Below are 21,871 nucleotides of genomic sequence, written 5' to 3' on the forward strand. Positions count from 1 at the left end.
AGCAGGAGCGCTCCGGCAGGGTTCGCGGAATAACCGTGGCAACTTCCTCACTGCCGGGATGATCTGAACTCAGGTGAAAACAGGTAACTGAATTCACCCGAGCGCCCTCATCAATCAGTGGATCAAGTACATCCCTGCTGACGTACCAAGCATAACTTCTAAATCGCCGGATTCGGAGCGTCGGGCACGCAGTGCCCCTTTGCCTGCTCTGCCGTTCAACTTCGGACCGGACCAGACAATATTGCCATTGGTTGCAATGCTGCGCAGAACAGAATGAGAGCTGTACCAACTGCTGTCATCACCGGTTACTACCAGAATGTTAGACGTGGTAACAGGGTCCACAATCATACCGGTGATCTCAAACGGGAAGTTGTATTCCGCCACCAGTTCCACACCACTGTCAGAAAATGCCAGCATGTTCATTTCCTCGTCGTTACCACCGGAACAAACAAACTGACGGCTGTTTTCACCGCCGGTAAACAGTACCTGCGGACATTCAATGTCATACGAGCTGCCGGTGATAAATGCATTACTTCCCAGCGTCAGTAACTGTACCTTTTGGTAACCGCTGGTCACGACCAGATTCAGTACATCATCAATAAATACCACGTCAAAATCACTGACTCCCTGAGGGCTCGTATACGATGCCACCAGCAGCTGATTCTGAATGTCGACAACCTTAATCGCCGAGCCGTCCTGATAGACCGCATCCTCATAGCCGTCGCCGTTGACATCTATGGCCATAATCTTGCCGATAGTGCTGTCATAGTCACCGTCCACGGAATACTGAACAGACATATCGCTTAACTGCACTGCACCGAATGCGCCGTCATACAGGGAAGTCAGTGGCAGGAAAATATCCCCTGCTCCATCGTTATTGAAATCAGTTGTCACCGCCTGAGTACTGTGGTCCCAGTTGGTAGAAAGCTCTTCACCCACTGTTATAGTGCCATCGCCGGTAAGCGTAACGATAACGGAGCCGTCATAACCGCTTTCAGTGCTGGGCACAAAGAACACGGCGCGCTCATCACCGGAAGTGATTTCAGACCAGCCCGCAGCATAGAAATGGTCAAGCTGAACACCGGTGGTATTTTCTTTTACCGTTGCACCACCGGCAGTGTAGTCCGCAGTGATCAGGCGGTCTGCACCGGAACTGCTGGTGCCTGACCCCCATAAAATTTCCGCACTGCCGTCGTTGTCGATATCACCCATAGTCAGCGATGAGGAACCGTGATCCTGCAGCCCGACCTGCCATACTGTATCCAGCTGATTACTGCCGTTCAGAGAATACGCAGTTACATTGCCCCACTGACAATCACTCACCACGATCTCATCTGTCGCATCATCGTAGAGATTGTATGCATGCATATCGCAGGTATCGTCAAGGGACAATGACGCCAGCTGAGACTTATCAACAGCGGAATACACGTAAAGCGCATCCCAGGCACCGGCACCAATGATCTCATCGATACCATTCCCGTTGAGGTCGCCAACTGTAACAAACGAACTACCAAATCCGGAGCCGAAAAACCATTCATTCGCACCAGTGGTCAGGTCGTACACCAGACCGGTGTTCATAATCAGCTCCATACTACTATCGGCATCTACATTACCGGCAGCAATTGTCTGAAAATTGTTCGTACTGAAACTGAGCGTTGTGACCAGCTCACTTCCCAATTCACTCACAAAAATGGTTGTTTCACTGGCGTCGTAATTAGCATTCTTAACAGAATAAATCAGTTCATTGACGCCGTCGTTGTCAGTATCAGCCAGTAACGCTTCACTGAAATAATCGTCGGTTTCCAGTAAAACCCGTGCATCTTTAGTTAAATCATCAATCAGCCAGAAGGTTTTTTCAGTGATAACTAAAATTTCAGGTGTACCGTCCTGGTCCATATCTGCGGGCAATACCTGCTGAATATTCTGTTCATCCGACAGCGCATAGGGATATGCCCATTTCTGTTGATATTTACCATCAACCAACGTCAGTAAAAATACCCGTGAGCCATTGTCTGTTCCCAACAATTCATTGCTACCGTCGCCATCAAAATCGGCCACCCACTGGGAATTATTCCGGTGAGGCACTTCCATGCCGGAACGGAACAACGGCTGCGCTTCATCAGCGCTCACCGTCACATCAAAGTATTCCTCGATAGTATTGTTCGGGTTCTGACTGTTGCTCACACCGAAGGTGTACACCATCTGACTGAAAAGCTGATTGTCCGGTACAACCCACGTTACAGTACCATTCGAAGCTAACGTTGCTCCCTCCGGTGCGCTCGCCAGTGCTGCCAGGTTTTCATTGCCCGGTACATCTGCATCTGTCAGTGATAATGAAAAAGTAATGGTATCGCCGGCACGGACATTTTCTGGCACATTGCTTACCGTAACAACGGCAGGTGTATCTTCCACAAAGATGCTGATGGGATAGGATTCCACCGTGTTGATTGAGTCAGACACTACCATTGATACTTCAATCCACTGATCAACAGTCACTGAGTATGCAGGCAGCGTGTTGCCGTGAACGCCTTCAAGTAACCTGCCGTTCAGATACCAGTTGTAACTGACCGTCAGATCTTCATCCGGAGTATCGAGGTCGTAATAATTTCCGGGCAGCACAACAATTTCCTGTGCCACAGACAGCCCTTCAGAATTTTGCAGATAAGGCGACTCAACATAAGGTGTCAGAGAGATTTCAGCGAGATTATATAAATCAGTATCACTCACCGGTGTTGTGACGAAGCCGTATACACTTTCGAAGTACTTACCGGCATCCGCCTCGCCGTCATTGTCGAGATCCTGCGTGTACATCACCATACCCTGCAAGAACTTCAGCTGTGCTTCACCGTCGTTATACACAACGGTACTGCCGTAAAAATACGGCATATCCAGCTCGTCAGTATCCAGCGACACATCTACATAACCTTCAGACCCCACACTGACACGGCCTTCAATCCGGAGTTCTGGCGACTCCCAGTCATCTTTGGTGGTCATGCTGGCATCAATCAGATAGCTTTCATCGCCAATCGTAGCACTTACGTATTGCTCACTGACCGACGTCGTCACACCGGTTTGCATTGAAAATGAATCACTAAAGGTAATCAGGCCTGACATAGACACCGGAACGTCGTCTTCCCAGTTAAGATTGGAGAAATACAGGGTGTATTCCATTTTGCTGTCAGTGACAACATCAATAGAAACCGCCGCTACACCGGACAACGCAAAGCTGTTGTAGTAAGACTGGCAATCGCTGAAATCCATGGACAACTTACCGGTACCGTTATCATCAAACTTACCGGTATATTTCACAGTGCCGCTCTCATCACACTGAAGGGTGCTGTTAATTGAACCGTCGCTACCGAGTTCATTTTCAATATCGTGTTCACCGATATCAGGCACAGTTAGAATATTGTCGTCAAACAATACACTGTACACATGCTGGGCCAGGGCAATATCTATCTCTGCCTTGCCGGACTCACCACTATAAAGTGTATTAGCCTGCGTTTTCGCAGCTGTGGTTAACTGTGCTTTGGAATGAGATTGCGCGTCAGAAATGATCTGCACAGGTGTTTTTGAAGGCGTTTGTGTGCCGCCGCCGGAAGAACTGTCAGAGCCACCGCCACCACATGCAGACACAGCGAGGGCCAACGCAGAAAGAGAAAAGACACGTACAACGTTATTCATGTTTTCATCCTTGAACTTTAGATACCACAACTACAAAGTTCGGCTAATTTAGCGACTTTTTCATTTCCGGTCGAGTTAAATGTAAAGATTTTGTCAAGGAGGATTTATTAGGGGGATTGCATGATTCAGCGGACAATCCCGGGGATAAATAAGGTGATCTTGAGCCCGCCTGAAAAGCTAAGTTTTAAGATTCGGATTGTTGTTCGAGGAATGCCGCGACATCTTCATTTTTTACGCGAAGATAAATGTCTTCTACCCGGATAGTAAAATCTATCGATTCGAAGTGGATTTCTTCACCTAAAAAATAGTGGGTGGAGCGCCAGTCATCGCTTCTTCTGTAAACGGTAACGTCTGCTACATCCTGTTCAATCAGCACGTACTCTTTAAGTGTAGGAATATTGATGTACTCGAGTAACTTTTGCTTCTCATCCATTTTACGAGTAGAGCGTGAAATCACTTCCACAATGATCACCGGCGTTGATGTAAAATATGGCTCTGACTCATCAAAACCACAATCGACCAACACATCTGGATAATAAAAATTATCACGAACGCGCACTTTCATATCTGAGCTGAATGGCTCACAGGGAGTCGCTTTTAAGTGATTTCTCAATTCACTATAAATATTCCCCGCTATTCTCTCATGGTTAGCGCTTGCTCCGGCCATCGCATAAATCTGACCATCAATGAGCTCACGCTTAACAGGTGCTTCAAGCTCTTCCTGCAAGTATTCGTCGGGTGTCAACACATTGTGTTTTTGGGCAACTGGCATTGCGCACTCCTGAATAGCAACCAAATATGAATCCATGATTCTGACATTGCTAATATATCAATCATGGCGTTTACCTTTGCATAGTAACCAAAAATGTTTTGGATGTACTAACCTTCTTTAACTTAGCTAAGGCCTTCAGCTCTTTTTTAAACCTGAACTTAATGTGTGCTTATAAGAAGCAGGAATGTATTGGCAGAGAGAAATGAGATGGCATTGCTGGGTGCATGGAAACAAAAAAGGCGCTCCGGAGAGCGCCTTTCTTAAAGCGTTAAGCTTATGGGTAGATTACATCATTCCACCCATGCCGCCCATTCCGCCCATGCCACCCATATCAGGTGCACCAGCTTCTTCTTTAGGCAGTTCAGCAACCATCGCTTCTGTGGTGATCATCAGAGAGGCGATAGAAGAAGCGAATTGCAGTGCAGAACGGGTCACTTTAGTCGGGTCAAGGATACCCATTTCCAGCATGTCGCCGTAAGTGTCGTTACCTGCATTGTAACCGTAGTTACCTTCGCCGTTCTTGATTTCGTTAACAACAACCGATGCTTCTGCACCAGAGTTGATAGAAATTTGACGCAGAGGTGCTTCCATCGCGCGCAGAGCCAGCTTGATACCGTGAGTCTGGTCTTCGTTTTCACCAGTCAGGTCAGCCAGTTTAGCGGCTGCACGAACCAGAGCAACACCACCACCAGGTACTACGCCTTCCTGTACCGCAGCGCGGGTAGCGTGCAGTGCATCTTCAACGCGGTCTTTCTTCTCTTTCATTTCAACTTCAGTAGCAGCACCAACTTTGATTACCGCAACACCGCCAGACAGTTTAGCCAGACGTTCCTGCAGCTTCTCTTTGTCGTACTCAGAAGTAGAATCTTCGATTTGACCACGGATTTGTGCGCAACGACCTTCGATAGCCGCTTCATCACCTGCACCGTCAACAACAGTTGTGTTGTCTTTATTGATAACTACGCGCTTCGCAGTACCTAAGTCTTCCAGCTGAACTTTTTCCAGCTCCAGACCAATCTCTTCAGAGATTACAGTACCGCCAGTCAGGATTGCGATATCCTGCAGCATAGCTTTACGACGGTCACCGAAACCAGGTGCTTTAACAGCAGCTACTTTCACGATACCGCGCATGTTGTTAACAACCAGAGTTGCCAGCGCTTCGCCTTCAACATCTTCAGCGATGATCAGCAGAGGCTTGCCTGCTTTCGCCACGCCTTCCAGCGTAGACAGCAGTTCACGGATGTTAGAAACTTTTTTGTCAACCAGCAGGATGAACGGGTTGTCTAATTCAACAGTGCCGTTTTCCTGGTTGTTGATGAAGTAAGGAGACAGGTAACCACGGTCGAACTGCATACCTTCAACCACGTCCAGCTCGTTTTGCAGAGCCTGACCTTCTTCAACAGTGATAACGCCTTCTTTGCCTACTTTTTCCATTGCTTCAGCAATGATTTGACCCACTTCTGAGTCAGAGTTAGCAGAGATAGTACCTACCTGAGCGATAGACTTGCTGTCTGCACAATCAGTAGACAGTGCTTTTAATTCTTCAACAGCTGCAGCAACGGCTTTATCGATACCGCGCTTCAGATCCATCGGATTCATACCCGCAGCAACAGATTTCAGACCTTCAGTTACGATAGCCTGTGCCAGAACAGTTGCAGTAGTAGTACCGTCACCGGCTTCGTCGTTTGCTTTAGACGCTACTTCTTTAACCATCTGCGCGCCCATGTTCTCGAACTTGTCTTCCAGCTCGATTTCTTTGGCTACAGATACACCATCTTTAGTGATGGTAGGGGCACCGAATGACTTATCCAGTACTACGTTACGGCCTTTAGGACCCAATGTTACTTTTACTGCGTTTGCAAGGATGTTAACGCCTTTCAGCATCTTCGTGCGGGCGTCATCACCAAAACGTACTTCTTTAGCTGCCATGTTTAAATTCCTCTAAATACGGTTAAAACGTTAAACGTCTATTACTCAACGATTGCCAGAATGTCGCTTTCGCTAACGATAAGCACTTCTTCACCTTCCAGCTTCTCGGTTTTTACACCGTAACCGTCGTTGAAAATAACGGTGTCGCCAACTTTTACGTCAAGAGCTTTAACTTCACCGTTATCAAGGATACGGCCGTTACCCACAGCGATAACTTTCGCACGGGTAGATTTTTCTGCAGCAGAACCGGTAAGCACGATGCCGCCGGCAGATTTGGTTTCTTGCTCAGCGCGCTTAAGGATTACGCGGTCGTGTAAAGGACGAATTGCCATTTTCAAGTCTCCTGAAAATTCCAACTATCTAAATGTTAGTTAACAAGGACGTACGGTCTTGTGTACGCCATTTACTGTATAGAGAAAGCAGTCTCCTGCCTTCAAATCGTGTTCTGCGTGGATAGATGGGGGAGTCACCCTACAACTTCAAGGGGATTTGGTGAAAAAAATGCAAATTTTTTTACTTTTCTTGCGGGAGCGGAATAAATAATTGAAGAATAAAGTGATCAGGCCACACGACGGTGCGTGCGGCCGCAGAAGCTTATTTAAGGCGGGGCTTATCTTCACCGGCTGATTTGTCGGTGTACTGACCTTCAAATACATCGCCGTCAGCATTGTACTGGCCTCCCTGAGGACGCTGACCGAATGGATCGGCGCCACCGGCAAAAGGTCCCTGTTGCTGGAACGAGCCTGCCGTGACTACACGCATCTTCATATGCTTGCTGACAAATCCGGCGATAAGGTGACGGGTACCGGGCAACACCAGCAAAATACCGAAAATATCCGTGATAAAGCCCGGCGTTACCATTAACACACCTGCCACGGCCAGCATCAGGCCCTCTACCATTTCTTTGCCCGGCATTTCACCGCGCTGCATTTTTTCCTGCGCTATCTGTAAGGTGTGAATACCTTCCCGCTTCACAAAGTAAGCGCCGATAAAGGCGGTTAATAACACAATTCCAATGGTGTTCCATCCGCCGATGATGCCGCCAACTTTTACCAGTAAGGCAATTTCGATAATGGGCATTATGGCGAACAGCAAAAATAAAAGTCGCAAAACTAAACCTCGTTGCTTAAGTTTAATGCCGGCTGCAGCACAAATTTTCGTAGACTGTTACCAGCAAACTGAAAGGGTAAAGTGGGGTTGCTCACTTTAAACACAAGTTATTTCTTATGAGTACGACAGTTTTCACGTTAAGGGATTCGTTCTGAACAGAAAAATCTGAAAGAATACCGCTACTGTCACGGTCAGTTATGGGAAATGTCCGTTGCACCCTGATAATTCAGTATCCGGAGCGGGACGGCTGAGCCACCATCCGCGATATTGCGCTTTTTCTGAAGGATAAGCTTGTTATGAAGTATTTTTCGTCTCTGCTGTTTATTTGCCTGTGTTTATTGCTACCCGCACAGGCTTCAGCACAAATTCCGGATTTCAATCAGGGAGACGCCTTCCCGCAACAGGAAGAGCCTGACTTTCTGCCTGTTGACGACGCATTCGTGTTTGATTTTCAACAAAACGACGATGAACTCACCCTTAACTTTACCATTGCAGATGATTACTACCTTTATAAGCACCAGTTCAAACTGGTGGGGAAAGACGTCGAATTAGGTGAGCCGGTATTTCCTGAAGGCAAAGAAAAAGAAGATGAGTTTTTTGGACTCACCGAAGTGTACTACCACAATGTTTCCTTTACCGTACCGGTAAACCAAGCCAAAGAAGATGGCGTGGTGAAGGTCCGTTTCCAGGGGTGTGCCGACGCAGGCCTGTGTTATCCCCCGACCGTAAAAGTGATTTACCTGTCTGCTGTGGGTGATACGGAACCCGCTGTGCAGGACAGCGCGCCTTCAGAAGCCACCGGCGAAGCGGTAAAATCTGAGCAGTTCGGGCTGGCTGAAAGGCTGGCTGACAAAGACAATCTGCCTGTGACCTTATTGCTGTTTCTGGCGCTGGGCATTGGCCTTGCCTTCACACCATGCGTATTCCCCATGTACCCTATTTTATCCGGCATCGTGCTGGGTCAGGGTAAAGGCATGAGCTTAAGCCGCGCCTTCACCTTAAGCCTTGTGTACGTGCAGGGCATGGCGATCACCTACTCCATTTTAGGTCTTGTGGTTGCTTCGGCGGGCGTACAGTTCCAGGCAGCCCTTCAGCACCCGGCCATTCTGGGCGTGTTTATTGTACTGTTTATTGCGCTAGCCATGGCCATGTTCGGTGTGTATGAAATTCAGTTGCCATCGTCCTGGCAGAGTAAACTTAACGATGTAAGCAATAATCAGAAACGCGGCAATTTTGCCGGTGTGTTTGTGATGGGTGTACTGTCCGGTCTGGTGGCTTCTCCCTGCACCACCGCACCGCTTACCGGTATTTTATTGTTTATCGCACAAACCGGCGACATGACATTAGGCTTCATTTCACTGTACGTACTTAGCCTGGGAATGGGTATTCCTCTTATTCTGTTTGGTATGACTGGCGGAAAACTGCTTCCTAAAGCCGGTAACTGGATGAACGTGGTGAAGGTGAGCTTCGGCTTTATGATGCTGGCCGTTGCGATTCTGTTTATCGAGCGCCTGTGGTCTTCGTCCTGGACTAATCTGCTATGGGCATTAACGGGTCTTGCTACCTTCTCGTACTACAGCGTAGTCAATCAGCCCACACAGCCCTCTTTCATGAAGGGTGTACGCACCTTGCTTATTTCACTGGGCTTATTCGCCAGTGCAATGACCGGTTATGTCACGCTATTTGGCGGAACGTCATCGCCGGTTGCGCAGCAAAGTGGTCAGCACGGGAATGATGCGGACCATCCGGAATTCATGGTTGTTAAAAACCTGGATGACTTTGAGCAGAAGCTGGCTGCTGCAAATGCCGAAGGCAAAACGGTGATGGTCGACCTGTACGCCGACTGGTGTGTGGCCTGTAAAGAGTTTGAGAAGTACACCTTTCCCGATGAGGCGGTCATCTCTGCGCTTTCAAACACGGTATGGATGCAAATCGATCTCACAGAGAATACGCCGGTGAATCTGGCTTTCCAGGACGAGTTTGATGTACTGGGATTGCCCACCATTTTGTTTTTCAATACTGCCGGTGAAGAAATCAATCAGTCCAGGGTAACGGGGTTTATGAGAGCAGACGCATTTGCTGACCACGTGAACCGTGCACTGGGCAATCAATAGCGGACCTGCCTAAACCGCAGGCATAAAAAAAGCCCCTTGGGAGAAGGGGCTTCGGGTCCAGGTGAGACGTTATTTTAGTAACGCGCCTCGAACGTTAATCTTACTGAGCGAGGAGCCTGCCAGCTGTAAGCTGCGCCATACCACTGGTTAACTGTACCTTCACTACTTTCGTAATGTTCATTCAGCGCCAGCGCTTCCTGTGTATTTAACACATTGAAGATGTTGATGGACGTACGCATATCGACACCCTCGTAAGAGAATGCGTAAGCTGCTGACAAGTCAACTTTGAAGGTCCACGGTGTACGACCTGCACTGCCACGTGGTGCATAGCGGTACAGCTTGTCTTCCTGTGCACAGGTATCACCCTCTACAGCACAGCCCTGATAGATGTAGAACGTATCGCCGTAGCTGCCGTATACATTCGGATCTGTATCCGGGTAGCCCTGACCAAACGCAGACAGCGGACGACCGCTTGAAAGCGTAGAGTTAAAGCCCACAGTGAAGTCTTCAGTGACGTCATATGAGCCATACATCTTGAACACGTGACGACGGTCATTAGGCTGATAGCCACTTGAACCATCCATGACTGCAGGGAAGTCGAAGTCTTGTGTTACACCCGCATCTGCCTGACCGATATCAGATTTAACCGCACCTTCAAAGTTACCCCAGCTGCGAGACCAGGTGTAAATGAAGTTCACACGGTAGTCTTCTGCACGGTAGTCAATTTTAGCCTGCCATGACAGATACTTGTTCTCTGCTTCAGGCAGCATCAGCGTTTCTGCAGTGTGCGTTGTCAGAGAACCGGGATCAGCCACGCCGTCGAAAGTCTCGTGATCAGGCATCAGCTCCTGTGTGCCATCCCAGTAGTAACCATCTTTGTACCAACTCATGTCTTCGCCCGGATTAACCATAACGCAGAACGGGTAAGCGTAACGGCCACAGTAGTCATCCAGTGCACTGGTCACTTCACGGTACGTACCGATCACTTCCATGGAGAGATCCTCGGAAATCGCACGCTGGTAACCTAAGATATATTCATCTTTCGCGAACGGGTCAGCTTCCTGAGCCTGGAAAATATCCTTTTCAGGAATAGCCGGTAATGAACTCGCGTACTGAGAATTCTCTACAGTACCATTCACAGGGTTCAGGCCGGTAGGTACGCCGGTTGCAGCGTCGATACCGTCAAAGGTGTAGTAAGTGGTTGTATCACTTACGCCGGCAGCTGCACGGTAAATAGTGTTGTTCGCAATTGGCAGATAGTAACGGCCATAGTTACCGTACAACTTAGACTCGCCATCGCCTTCCACATCCCAGGTAAAGCCTAAGCGCGGAGCAATGTCGGTATCGAAATCAAACAGTTCCTTACCTGTGGTACCTTCACCGGAGAAGATGTCTTTACGGATACCGATAGATAACATCAGAGTGTCTGTTACCTGCCATTTATCTTCAATGTAGTAAGCAGTCAGGTCAGACTCAAAGCTGCCACCACCGGAGAAGATGCGGTCTGAAACCAGATCCTGTGCAGCACCGGTATTGTTCACGTACAGCGAACCGGAGTCACCCTGAATGTTACCGCCGGCGGCCAGCGTTTCATACGTCCATGAGTGACCGGCAATCGGCTGAGTGACACGGATGGATTCACGGGTTTGTTTATCCAGACCGGCGTTGATTTTGTGATCGCCCCAGTAGTATTCGATATCGAAACGATACTGGGTATTTTCATCTTCGTTAGCGCCGAATGAGCCGCCGGGACCACATGAAGAAACACGCTCTGCATCGGTAATGCCGTCACGTGCATCAGTTACGCTTGAACAATCCAGGTTACTGGGGTCAGAGCTGTAATCAGTCTGGATGTTACCCCACATTGCGCTGACAGACAGATCGTCATTCAGGTAACCGGTATAGGTCACACTTTTCGCTTCACCGCCGCGCTTACGCAGGAATGAACCTGAGTAGTCACCAATTGTTCCGGTTTCAGCATCGTAATCGTATACGGTACGGGTTGTTTCGTTCTTGTCTGAATAACCGAAAAAACTCAGGCGGTGATCTTCAGTGATATCCCAGTCAATTTTAGCGCCCCAGAACAGATTATCTGAACCGGAAGACTCATCAACGTTCATGATGTTTGCACCGGCAAAACGCCCGGTACCGTTGGTATCACCAAACTGGTTGTGCACATCCCGCGGATTGATCAGCGCGTAGAAGAAAAGCTTATCTTCAATAATCGGACCTGATGCAGAAACGGTATAATCAAAGGAATTGTCGAAATCGTTTGTGGTATCACGGAAAATAGCGCCGGTGCCCTGACGGCCACGGGATACGCTGCCTTCTTCCTGCAAGCCATTCGGCGTCCAGTTGGCTGTGAAGTCAAATTCCCATTCGTTAGTACCGCTTTTGGTTACCGAGTTAATTACACCGCCGGTTGTACGGCCGAACTCTGCAGAATAACCACCGGTTTTAACCTGAAACTCTTTGTAGAATTCAAAAGGTACGGAACCGCAACCCAGACCCTGACGGGTATTCGTTACTTCCAGACCGTTGATGTAGCAAGAGTTTTCAGCAACCGATGCACCACCGAAAGAGGCGGTATTACCGAATGCCGAATCACCGGCTACTGCGCCAGGTGCCAGCAATGCAACCGATGTAAGGTCACGGGCAATAGGCATACGGTCAATTTCGGTTTCGCCCATTACAAGGCCGGAATCCATAGAGGTTAAATCGATGGCTGAAACGCGGGCGCCGGTGACTTCAATACGCTCTGCGGTTAATTCATCGAGGTTGAAGTCAGCTTCTTTGTTAGAACCAAGGGACACGCGCAGCTCGTCTTCAGCTAACACTTTGCCATTGGCAATGATCTGGATGTTATATGTACCGGTATCCAGTTTTGCGAAGCGGTATGAACCATCTTCACCTACTTCTACCGTTCTGCTGTATCCCGTTTGAGGATTACTGATAACGATGGCTACTTGCTGGCCTGACATGGCCTCAACAGTACCATAAACACTTGATGTACTACCTGCAGCGGCGCTTGCATTAAAACTCACGCCCATAGCAGTACCTATCGCCAGCGCGATAAGACTCTGTCTAATCATTTTTTACTCCCTGGAATTATTATATTTATATTTTCCTGTTTGAACGACTCAAACGAAAAACAGCGGGATATAATTACCTGAGAGAAAATAATTCAAGCAAAGGACGTTGAAATGATAATTTTAAAAGACAAGATAATTTAAAATTATTTACATGGTGAATTATTAAACTAAAACAAATAAATTTAAAACACAATTAAGCTATTCACCAATAAGCTTTAAAATCAAACGCTTAGTTCAAATATGAAATAGCTAATATTGAAATAAATCAAAATTCATTTATATCTACAAATATTCATTTATTGCTTTTAATATTTCTGAATAATCATTTAAATTATCATTATTCATTTTGTCTATTAAACCAGCAAATACTTCCGGGGAATTTTGCTGCCCCAATCTCAACCGACTGTCTATTTTTTCAACATAAAAAGTAAACCCTTTAATTCCTGTTGCGATTTTATTTATATATTCTTGCGCATTTTCTGATTTCCAGGCATTTCTTGATGCTTCTTTGTTATTACTGAGTGCAGTAACAATATTGATAGTTTCTTCAGCACTAACAAAATTAACCGTACCGGCAAGATGCGCAGAAACAAATAACCAGGCCCGAATTCAGATAATAAGTGCACCACTCATGGTTAACGGGTGATAGATGATCAACTGCCTGTTGGTGGTATTCTAAAGTCGCCAAACAATTAGAGTATTACCATGAGTTACAAGCAGTTGATCGAGGGACAACGATACCAGATTGAGGCCTACTTACGCGAGGGTTTCAGTTACAGGGAGATCGGAAAACGTCTGAGCGTGAGTCACAGCACAATCAGTCGGGAAGTAAATCGCAATAGAATTCGGGATAACCACTATTTGCCGGAAGTGGCTCAGGCGAAGGCATTGAAGCGACGTAGCCAAGCCGCAAAGTTCAGGATGTCTGAACTGACGATTACCTTTGTTGAGTTCGGGCTGAACGAAAAATGGAGCCCTGAGCAAATTGCTGGTGTAGGTAAAATCATCGGTCATCATGTCAGTCACGAATGGATTTATCGCTACGTCCAGCGTGATAAATTGAGTGGCGGTAGGTTGTACAAACAGCTGCGCCAGAGTCACAGAAGGTATCGTAAAGGTGACCGTGCGAAGCGGATAATTATTCCGAATCGCGTTGGCATTGAGCATCGTCCCGCTATTGTGAACAAGAAAAAACGGTTCGGTGACTGGGAAGCTGACACGGTTCTGGGCAAGCAAGGAACGGGCGCGATTGTTAGTCTAGTCGAGCGCAAAAGTAAGCTATACCTGATACGCAAAGTGCCAGCGAAAAGCGCAGCAGACGTGGCCCGAGCCATAGTTGGCATGCTGTGGAAATATCGAGGTCATGTCCGAACAATCACAGCGGACAACGGCAGCGAATTCTGTGACCACGAGCTGGTCGCTGAGAAGCTCAAAACCAATATCTACTTCGCGAATCCGTACTCATCCTGGGAACGCGGACTGAATGAGAACTTCAACGGTTTACTGCGCCAGTACATCAGGAAAGGCACCGATTTACGGACGGTATCGGATAGGCAAATTAGTGAAATAGAGCGGGCATTAAATGCCAGACCGAGAAAGAGCCTCGGCTTCAGGCAACCTGTTGCGGTATTCAATGAATTACGCAAGGCTGCCTAATTTAGCGAGTGGTGCACTTCGGAGTTGAATTCGCGGGTAGGTACACGTGGCTGCCGGGAATAAAGTGCCGGTGACGACATTAAGTGCAAACAAATGTTCGCGGAAGAATGGAAAAGCGACTAGCTGGTATAGAGAGTGTTAAAAAACCATAGATTATCATCTAATCTTGCGTCTATTTCCCCTGATTAGACCAGTATTTTGCTGCGAAAACTGTCTCATCCTCTATAATCTGCCGTTAACCTGGTGGAAATCCACAATTCGTGGTTCAAAATTCGTGCAAGCAGAGTTATTTTCTGTTGAAATGCGTTGTAAGCAATCATTTTAAGAAAGATAGCAGCAAGTTTATGGAAATTTTGTTACTTAATGGCCCCAACCTGAATATGTTGGGCAAGCGTGAACCGGAAACCTACGGTTACCAGACGCTTCAGGACATTGTCGATAATCTGGTTGAAAAAGCCAGCGCGGCAGGTGCGTCGGTGAGCCATTTCCAGTCTAACGCAGAACACGAATTGATCAACCGCATTCATGATGCCATGGGAAAGGTCGATGCTATCATCATCAATCCTGCGGCATTTACACATACCAGTGTCGCCCTTCGTGATGCACTGTTAAGTGTAAACATCCCTTTCATTGAAGTGCATTTGTCTAATGTGCATGCAAGGGAACCTTTCCGCCATCATTCATATCTATCTGACGTTGCTGCAGGTGTCATCCTTGGCTTAGGTGCCATTGGCTATGAACTCGCATTGACGGCAGCCCTGAACCTGAAAAACTGAATTAAAAACGAGAAATGACAATGGATATCAGAAAAATTAAAAAACTCATCGAACTGGTTGAAGAATCCGGTATTGCCGAACTGGAAATCACTGAAGGTGAGGAATCTGTACGCATCCACCGTGGTCCTACCGGTGCTGCTGCACCAATGGCTTACAACTATGCTGCACCGGCGCCTGCTCCTGTAGCTGCACCTGTTGCTGCCGCTGCGCCTGTTGCTGAAGCTCCGGCTGCCGAGCAAGGTCCTACTGGCCATCAGGTTAAATCTCCGATGGTTGGTACGTTCTACCGCGCTTCTTCTCCTACTGCCAAGTCATTCGTTGAAGTCGGTCAGTCTGTAAACGTTGGCGATACCCTTTGTATCATCGAAGCAATGAAGATGATGAACCAGATTGAAGCTGACAAAGCGGGTGTTGTTAAAGCTATTCTGGTTGAAAACCAGGAACCGGTAGAGTTCGATCAGCCTCTGTTCATCATCGAATAATCAGGCGGCCGATATGTTAGATAAAGTACTCATAGCTAACCGCGGAGAAATCGCGTTACGTATTTTGCGTGCCTGTAAAGAACTGGGCATCAAAACCGTAGCCGTGCACTCTACCGCGGACAGAAACTTAAAACACGTACTGCTGGCAGATGAATCCATCTGTATTGGTGGTGCTTCTGCAACTGAAAGTTACCTGAACATTCCGCGCATTATTGCTGCGGCAGAGGTAACCAATTCAATTGCAATCCACCCCGGCTACGGCTTCCTGGCGGAAAACGCTGCGTTTGCTGAAGCGGTCGAGAAAAGCGGTTTTATCTTTGTTGGTCCGAAAGCGGACACCATCAACCTGATGGGCGACAAAGTGTCAGCGATTAACGCCATGAAAAAAGCCGGTGTTCCTTGTGTACCTGGTTCCGATGGCCCGCTGACCGACGATGAAGAACGCAACAAAGCCATTGCTAAACGCATCGGTTATCCAATCATCGTTAAAGCTGCCGGTGGTGGTGGTGGTCGTGGTATGCGTGTTGTACGCAGCGAAAGCGAACTGATCCAATCTATCGCAACCACACAGGCAGAAGCCGGTGCCGCGTTCGGTAACCCGGTTGTGTACATGGAAAAGTTCCTTGAGAATCCCCGTCACGTGGAGATTCAGGTACTGTCAGACGGTCAGGGCAATGCGATTCACTTAGGTGAACGTGACTGTTCAATGCAACGTCGTCACCAGAAAGTTGTGGAAGAAGCGCCGGCGCCGGGTATTTCCGAGCAAATGCGTAACAAAATTGGCGAGCGCTGCTGTAAAGCTTGTGTAGAAATTGGTTACCGCGGTGCAGGTACGTTCGAATTCCTGTACGAGAACGGCGAATTCTATTTCATCGAAATGAACACCCGTATTCAGGTAGAGCACCCGGTTTCTGAAATGATCACCGGCGTTGACCTGATTAAAGAACAGCTTCGCATTGCTGGCGGTCAGCCACTGTCTGTTGACCAGTCACAGGTACAAATTCGTGGCCACGCCATTGAATGCCGTATCAATGCGGAAGACCCGGACACGTTCATTCCAAGCCCCGGCACAATCAACACTTTCCACTCTCCGGGTGGTCTGGGTGTACGCTGGGAATCACATATTTACAGCGGCTACACCGTACCGCCGTATTATGATTCCATGATTGGTAAACTCATCACTTACGGTGAAAGCCGTGATGAAGCCATTGCCCGCATGCGCCACGCGCTGGACGAACTGGTAGTAGACGGGATCAAAACCAACATCCCGTTACAGCGCCGTATCATGGCCGATGAAAACTTCTTTGCCGGTGGTACTAACATCCACTATCTTGAGAAGAAACTCGGTATGGCGTAAACGTCAAAAATCGATAAAACACCCGCTTTTGCGGGTGTTTTTGTTTGTGCTGTTTTTACCGTCCTGAGAGTATGAAACGAAGAAAAGGAGAAAACTGTGCGAAAATTTCTGTTACTCACGCTCATCATTAGCACCGCTGGATGTTCCAGTCAGGACTGGCGCAGTGCGTCCAGAGAGCCTGCGGGCATTGCTTATGCGCCGGAAAACTTTTCAGACGCGGTTATCGAAGTCTATGCGGCTGATGCATACAGCTGGCGTGGCTGGTTCGCCGTGCATACCTGGATTGCGGTAAAGCCGCAGGATGCACCGGAGTACACAGTGTATGAAGTCACAGGCTGGCGGGTAAAAAGTGGCCTGCCTGCATTGAGGGAGTACACCACGCCGACGCCGGATCGCTACTGGTATGGAGCAAAACCGGAGAAAGTCCTTTCAGTTACCGGTGAAAAAGCCAGAGCTTTGTTACCTAAGGTGCAGGAAGCCGTTGCCCGCTATCCCTGGGCAAATGAATATACCCTTTTTCCGGGTCCGAACAGCAATACCTTTCCGGCCTGGGTAGGCCTTCAGGTTCCTGAGCTGGAACTGGATATGCCTTTTACCGCAATTGGTTCAGGTTACGCCAGGTAATGTTTGGTTACACTTCGCGGGTGGCTTAACAACGCATCAGCATCTACCTTATGAGTGCACCGGACGGACTGGTGCATCAGATACCCGCTCTTTACAGGTGTGTCTGACGATTCATTAAGGAGTTGTTTTATGTCGCCTTTTTTCAAAGCTGCCCCGCTGTTAGCTTCTGCAGTTGCCGCCGGCTTGTTTGCTCCCTCTGCTTTGGCTGATGAAGACAGTGGTCTTTACGCCGGAGCCGGTTTTTTCACAACAACGTCTGAAGATTGCAGTAGTTGCGGCTACTCCGGTCAGTATGTGGAAGCCGGATACGATTTCAATGAAATTACCTCTGTAGAATTCAAATATGGCCGTGAAAAAGGGATGATTACCATTGCCTACGCCGGGTTAAATTTGGGTCACGATTTCAATACAGACTGGTTTCGTTTCTATGGGAAGCTGGGGGTATCGCGGATAGATGAAGACAACGCAGTGATAGACTCCGTTATCTGTAATGAATTTGAATGCATTCCGAGCTACTACTCCAGTACCTATCGCAGAAATGAGTTTACTGCCGGAATAGGCGCGAGATTCACCTTTTCAGGTAAAGCGCAGGGCTTTTATGCCAAGCTCGAATCAACAGCAGTATCAGACTCTGGCGATGACGTTTCTGCGGCATTGATGGCGGGTATTGGTTACCGCTTTTGATTTCGCGTGCAGGGAGGTGGTGCTTCCGCCTCTCTCCTATGCCTCGTAAAATCATTCGCAAGATCATTCGTAAAATACGATTTCACTCATCGCTTTTTCCCGATATCCGGACCAGCTGGTCAGCGCTATTATAATCTCAACTTCAAACGGGAAGGCCTCTTCCTGAACATCTCTCCCGATGTGTTTGAGTTCCCAATCTCATTGCGTTCCACTTCTATGCCAGCCCCGTGCTGGCTTTTTTTTGCCCTGAATATTTGTCGCCTGAGCTAATGTAATAAATTCATCGTATTGTGTTTGGTTCATTTGTGTCCGGTATATGGAAAGCAGTGTTATGTGGCGGTATTTTTCAGGTTTGTGTGTTGCTCTTTTTATCAGCACCAGTGCTTCGGGTCAGAGTGAATGGACTTTTAACGACAAGCTGGATTTACAGGTTCGTTCAGATGCCCGCTCAGACAGAGATCACCGCACTCAATACCGGATCCGCTATTATCCTCAACTCGCTATGGGGGAAAGCTGGAGCCTGAACAGTTTTATTGTCACCGGAAATGACTTCTCCTCAAGTCATAACACCTTGTTTGACGGTAGCAGCCAGCAGTTTCATGTCCGTCGTTTATATGTCAGACATACATCACCGGCAGGCAAGACGGAGATTGGTATTATTCCCACCTACAAAGGGCGGGTATCTTCCACCGGCTTGTCGAAAGACGGGTGGATTGAAGGTATTCGCCATGTGGTTAATCTGAACAGTCATCACGCTGTAGAACTGGTTGCCGGACAACTGGATAACCAGGATCCCTCAAATGCTCTGCAACTACCGGCGAAACTGGATTATGCTGAGCTTGAGTATTCGGGTCGCTTTTCAGATAAAGCCGGCTTTGAGATCAGTCTGGAGCGCATGACAGGCGGTAATTTTGTCCGCAGTGAATACCGCTATGCCTGGCACCCGCAGCATGAAATATTTATTGAGTGGATCCAGCGCCTTGACCAGTCACGCAATAAAGCCATTATTGGCGTTGCCGGCGAAGGTGCCATTAAAAACTATCCGCTGTCTTACTTTGTCTACGCTTCCCGGGTTGATGAAGGGCTGGGTTCCCGTGCGGAACTCACCGAGGACTTTCTCGGATACGGTCATGGCTTTTCCGGCGAAATAGGCGGCAGTGCGCTGTTCGCAGAAGATGCTGAATGGTTTATCCGGCTGGACGTGGTGGACAACGTGGAGCGTGTTCTCACCGGTTTGAAAATGAAGTTATAAAAAAGGCCTTCCCGGAGAGAAGGCCAAACAGCAAGAACGCGTACACACTTCAACAGTGCATAATAAAATACGCAGGAGAAAACCCGCGGGTTCAGCAACGATGCATTAAGCATTTTTAATCCTGTTGCTGCGTCATCACCAGCAGTTCGCCTGACGCCCTTGCATCAGACAATGCCCGGTGATGCTGTTCCATATCAATGCCGAAGTGTTTTGTCAGCGCCGCCAGTGAATATGAGGCAAGTCCGGGAAAGGCTTTTCTGGACTCTCTGACAGTACATAACTTGGGCCGCCGGAAAGGCTGCTCAAGACGGGCAAATTCCTGTTTGATAAATCCATAGTCGAAATTGACGTTATGGGCGACAAACACACAGTCACGGGTAAAAGCATCAATGGATTCAGCTACGTCGGCAAATACCGGCGCACCGGCAACCATATCGTTACTGATCCCGGTCAGTCTGGTAATAGACGAAGGAATGTGTCGCTGCGGATTGATTAAAGACTGCCACTCATCCACCACTACCCCGTTGATGATTTTCACAATGCCGACTTCGGTGATCCGGTGATACTGGCTGTTACCGCCTGTGGTTTCGATATCGACAACAGCGTAGGGCTGCTCCGGGTCACGGTACCAGCTTACCTGCGTTATTTGCACATCAAATCCGGCCTGCTGCAGCTTCTGAATACTGACAAGCTGGTTGCGGCGAAGCTGATCGCCGGGCGCCTTAATTTCTTCAAACCGCAGCGCCCCGTTTTCCACCACCATAATATCGGGGAACCCGTCACGCAGACTGGCAAAATCCTGCGCCATCATTTTCAGCATGGCGGTTACCTGTGTAACCGGCGCATGTGTCAGCAAGCCTTTGACCGGGTCCAGCAATTTTGCTCCCCACAGGAACAGGCTGTTCGATTCTCCATAATGGGCAGCGGCCATGGCCGTTACATGCTTCATCAGTGCGTCTGCAGTAGTAAAACTTGCCAGCAGTTCATCAATTTTTACCGCAAATGAATCGTATAAAGCATTATTCTTCAGGCTTTGGGGACGCCGGTCGAAGGCAGTTACCGGCGCATCCTCTTCAAACAATAATGTCCAGAACGTGAGGGCAAACAGACTCCGCCACAAGCGATTCTCAGTTCGCCAGGCTTCAGCGCCGTGACGCTGATACCAGGCAATGACGCCCCGTTCAACAGACTGATTCTGACTCTCGTCCAGTTGCAGCGTACGGGACGCGTTGCGCAACATATCAGTCACGATACTGGTGCGCTTCTTATGATATTTACGCTGATAAAAATCTTCTGCGAAAGCCAGCAATGTATCTGAGGGCGGGGTATCGATAATGCTTTCCAGACTTTGCTTTACCTCGTCTTTTAATCCCTCTTTGTAAGCTTCCCGAATCCATTTTTCTTTTGCTGTGTCGCCGGGAGACTGTTCAAGAAAAGTCAGTGCAGCCTGCCGGTCGACAGAAAGTAGCTTTGACCCCAGTTTTGCGTGGTATTTTTCCGCCAGCACCGCTGAGATGGTGGAGAAGGTTTCCGGCACGGGGGCTTTCGCTGCTGCCAGACAGGCCTCATCATCAAGAAAATCCAGTTCGCCGGTGCGTGAGGCATAGTAAAAAGCAGCGCCGGCATCCTCCGGCAATTCGAAGCGGGCCTGATCAGACACAGCCTGGCCCCGCGTACGCATGATGCCGAGATCACGCATGGAAAACTGATTCAGCCGCCCTTTAGTGTTTCCGAAGAACAGAAACAGTAAATAACGCATAGTGGCATCGAAGCGGCAAAACAATAAATGCTCCACCGACAATGACGCCGGCCAGCCGTGACGTTTTATGCCATCGAATAAGTCTGCCATCAGCACACTCTTTTTTGCTGAAGCAGGCTGACCGCTGATCCCGAGATCATGCAGATATTGCAGAATGTCGGCCTTGGTCAGCATACCGGCCAGTTCCTGCAGCGGCGCTTCTGTTACACACCCGAACCAGCCGGAGGCGGAAAGCGCATCTATTTGCTGCTGCGGATGCGGTATTTCTTCGTAGTAGAAATGCTCACGGTTGATGATGGCGTATTTGCGGTTTGCTGCACGGGCGATGATGCATTGCTGCGGTTCCGGCAGTGCATTGAAATCCTCAATAAAACGCCGCGCACTGTCGTCCAGCAATGCGCCACTGGCACCGTCGAAAAAGGACAAAAACTCGCGGAAGTGATCAAGATAATATTTTTCAGGCAACGTTTTACGCATCATCTGCACCGGACACTGTACACCTGACCAAGTGTATATTTATACAGCCACCTTAATCAACCCGCCGGATGCAGTTTCCTTACAATCCGGATATCTGTTTTCT

At 48.4% G+C, this 21,871-nt stretch carries 16 protein-coding genes; 8 read left to right on the forward strand and 8 right to left on the reverse strand.

Annotated elements, in window-relative coordinates:
• Positions 1–114 precede the first annotated feature (114 nt).
• The 5 genes from DS731_RS20500 to DS731_RS20520 all read right to left on the reverse strand — a co-directional run bounded on the left by DS731_RS20500 (position 115) and on the right by DS731_RS20520 (position 7,495).
• Entirely contained in the window at positions 115–3,684 is a 3,570-nt protein-coding gene (locus DS731_RS20500) for an FG-GAP repeat domain-containing protein (RefSeq protein WP_119503056.1), read from the reverse strand.
• Positions 3,685–3,868: 184 nt separating this feature from the next.
• A complete protein-coding gene (locus tag DS731_RS20505; RefSeq protein ID WP_119503057.1) occupies positions 3,869–4,456 on the reverse strand; it encodes a Uma2 family endonuclease in 588 nt (195 codons plus the stop codon).
• Positions 4,457–4,741: 285 nt separating this feature from the next.
• Positions 4,742–6,385, reverse strand: a complete 1,644-nt coding sequence (gene groL, locus DS731_RS20510) for a chaperonin GroEL (RefSeq protein WP_119503058.1) — start codon at positions 6,383–6,385, stop codon at positions 4,742–4,744.
• Between the two features lie 41 nt (positions 6,386–6,426).
• Positions 6,427–6,717 (reverse strand): co-chaperone GroES, encoded by a 291-nt coding sequence (locus DS731_RS20515; RefSeq protein ID WP_119503059.1) that lies wholly within the window; start codon positions 6,715–6,717, stop codon positions 6,427–6,429.
• A gap of 262 nt (positions 6,718–6,979) precedes the next feature.
• Entirely contained in the window at positions 6,980–7,495 is a 516-nt protein-coding gene (locus DS731_RS20520; protein WP_119503060.1) for an FxsA family protein, read from the reverse strand.
• A 296-nt stretch (positions 7,496–7,791) separates the two neighbouring features.
• Between DS731_RS20520 and DS731_RS20525 the strand changes: the two genes are divergently transcribed.
• On the forward strand, positions 7,792–9,609 hold the full coding sequence (locus DS731_RS20525; RefSeq protein ID WP_119503061.1) for a protein-disulfide reductase DsbD: 1,818 nt from the start codon (positions 7,792–7,794) through the stop codon (positions 9,607–9,609).
• A 74-nt stretch (positions 9,610–9,683) separates the two neighbouring features.
• Here the strand turns inward: DS731_RS20525 and DS731_RS20530 are convergent, their stop codons facing one another.
• Positions 9,684–12,701 (reverse strand): TonB-dependent receptor, encoded by a 3,018-nt coding sequence (locus DS731_RS20530; RefSeq protein WP_119503062.1) that lies wholly within the window; start codon positions 12,699–12,701, stop codon positions 9,684–9,686.
• A gap of 282 nt (positions 12,702–12,983) precedes the next feature.
• Positions 12,984–13,310, reverse strand: coding sequence for an FMN-binding negative transcriptional regulator (locus DS731_RS22445; protein WP_119503546.1), 327 nt, complete (start codon positions 13,308–13,310; stop codon positions 12,984–12,986).
• Between the two features lie 96 nt (positions 13,311–13,406).
• On the opposite strand from DS731_RS22445, the gene DS731_RS20540 reads away from it, so the two are divergent.
• The 7 genes from DS731_RS20540 (at position 13,407) to DS731_RS20570 (ending at position 19,532) form a co-directional block, all read left to right on the forward strand.
• Entirely contained in the window at positions 13,407–14,357 is a 951-nt protein-coding gene (locus DS731_RS20540) for an IS30 family transposase (protein WP_119501804.1), read from the forward strand.
• Positions 14,358–14,701: 344 nt separating this feature from the next.
• Entirely contained in the window at positions 14,702–15,133 is a 432-nt protein-coding gene (gene aroQ, locus DS731_RS20545; protein ID WP_119503063.1) for a type II 3-dehydroquinate dehydratase, read from the forward strand.
• A gap of 20 nt (positions 15,134–15,153) precedes the next feature.
• Positions 15,154–15,615 carry an acetyl-CoA carboxylase biotin carboxyl carrier protein gene (gene accB / locus DS731_RS20550; RefSeq protein ID WP_119503064.1) on the forward strand — a complete coding sequence of 154 codons (462 nt, stop codon included), beginning with the start codon at positions 15,154–15,156 and terminating at the stop codon, positions 15,613–15,615.
• Between the two features lie 13 nt (positions 15,616–15,628).
• Complete coding sequence (accC, locus tag DS731_RS20555) at positions 15,629–16,972, forward strand: acetyl-CoA carboxylase biotin carboxylase subunit (RefSeq protein ID WP_119503065.1); 1,344 nt, start codon at positions 15,629–15,631, stop codon at positions 16,970–16,972.
• Between the two features lie 96 nt (positions 16,973–17,068).
• Positions 17,069–17,596: a DUF3750 domain-containing protein gene (locus DS731_RS20560; RefSeq protein ID WP_119503066.1), complete on the forward strand. Its 528-nt coding sequence runs from the start codon at positions 17,069–17,071 to the stop codon at positions 17,594–17,596.
• 129 nt (positions 17,597–17,725) lie between these two features.
• Entirely contained in the window at positions 17,726–18,280 is a 555-nt protein-coding gene (locus DS731_RS20565; RefSeq protein WP_119503067.1) for an outer membrane beta-barrel protein, read from the forward strand.
• Positions 18,281–18,611: 331 nt separating this feature from the next.
• Complete coding sequence (locus tag DS731_RS20570) at positions 18,612–19,532, forward strand: hypothetical protein (RefSeq protein WP_119503547.1); 921 nt, start codon at positions 18,612–18,614, stop codon at positions 19,530–19,532.
• A gap of 115 nt (positions 19,533–19,647) precedes the next feature.
• Here DS731_RS20570 and DS731_RS20575 read toward each other — a convergent pair whose 3' ends face one another.
• Positions 19,648–21,771: an exonuclease domain-containing protein gene (locus DS731_RS20575; protein WP_332311120.1), complete on the reverse strand. Its 2,124-nt coding sequence runs from the start codon at positions 21,769–21,771 to the stop codon at positions 19,648–19,650.
• Positions 21,772–21,871 lie beyond the last annotated feature (100 nt).

Origin of the sequence: Alteromonas sp. RKMC-009, from assembly GCF_003584565.2 — a bacterium.
Taxonomy (GTDB): domain Bacteria; phylum Pseudomonadota; class Gammaproteobacteria; order Enterobacterales; family Alteromonadaceae; genus Alteromonas.

Coding starts and splice junctions, on each gene's coding strand:
- DS731_RS20530 (WP_119503062.1), bottom strand. CDS start 12,701: ATGATTAGACAGAGTCTTATCGCGCTGGCGATAGGTACTGCTATGGGC.
- DS731_RS20505 (WP_119503057.1), bottom strand. CDS start 4,456: ATGCCAGTTGCCCAAAAACACAATGTGTTGACACCCGACGAATACTTG.
- groL (WP_119503058.1), bottom strand. CDS start 6,385: ATGGCAGCTAAAGAAGTACGTTTTGGTGATGACGCCCGCACGAAGATG.
- DS731_RS20515 (WP_119503059.1), bottom strand. CDS start 6,717: ATGGCAATTCGTCCTTTACACGACCGCGTAATCCTTAAGCGCGCTGAG.
- accB (WP_119503064.1), top strand. CDS start 15,154: ATGGATATCAGAAAAATTAAAAAACTCATCGAACTGGTTGAAGAATCC.
- DS731_RS20500 (WP_119503056.1), bottom strand. CDS start 3,684: ATGAATAACGTTGTACGTGTCTTTTCTCTTTCTGCGTTGGCCCTCGCT.
- DS731_RS20565 (WP_119503067.1), top strand. CDS start 17,726: ATGTCGCCTTTTTTCAAAGCTGCCCCGCTGTTAGCTTCTGCAGTTGCC.
- DS731_RS20540 (WP_119501804.1), top strand. CDS start 13,407: ATGAGTTACAAGCAGTTGATCGAGGGACAACGATACCAGATTGAGGCC.
- accC (WP_119503065.1), top strand. CDS start 15,629: ATGTTAGATAAAGTACTCATAGCTAACCGCGGAGAAATCGCGTTACGT.
- DS731_RS20575 (WP_332311120.1), bottom strand. CDS start 21,771: ATGATGCGTAAAACGTTGCCTGAAAAATATTATCTTGATCACTTCCGC.
- DS731_RS20525 (WP_119503061.1), top strand. CDS start 7,792: ATGAAGTATTTTTCGTCTCTGCTGTTTATTTGCCTGTGTTTATTGCTA.
- DS731_RS20570 (WP_119503547.1), top strand. CDS start 18,612: ATGTGGCGGTATTTTTCAGGTTTGTGTGTTGCTCTTTTTATCAGCACC.
- aroQ (WP_119503063.1), top strand. CDS start 14,702: ATGGAAATTTTGTTACTTAATGGCCCCAACCTGAATATGTTGGGCAAG.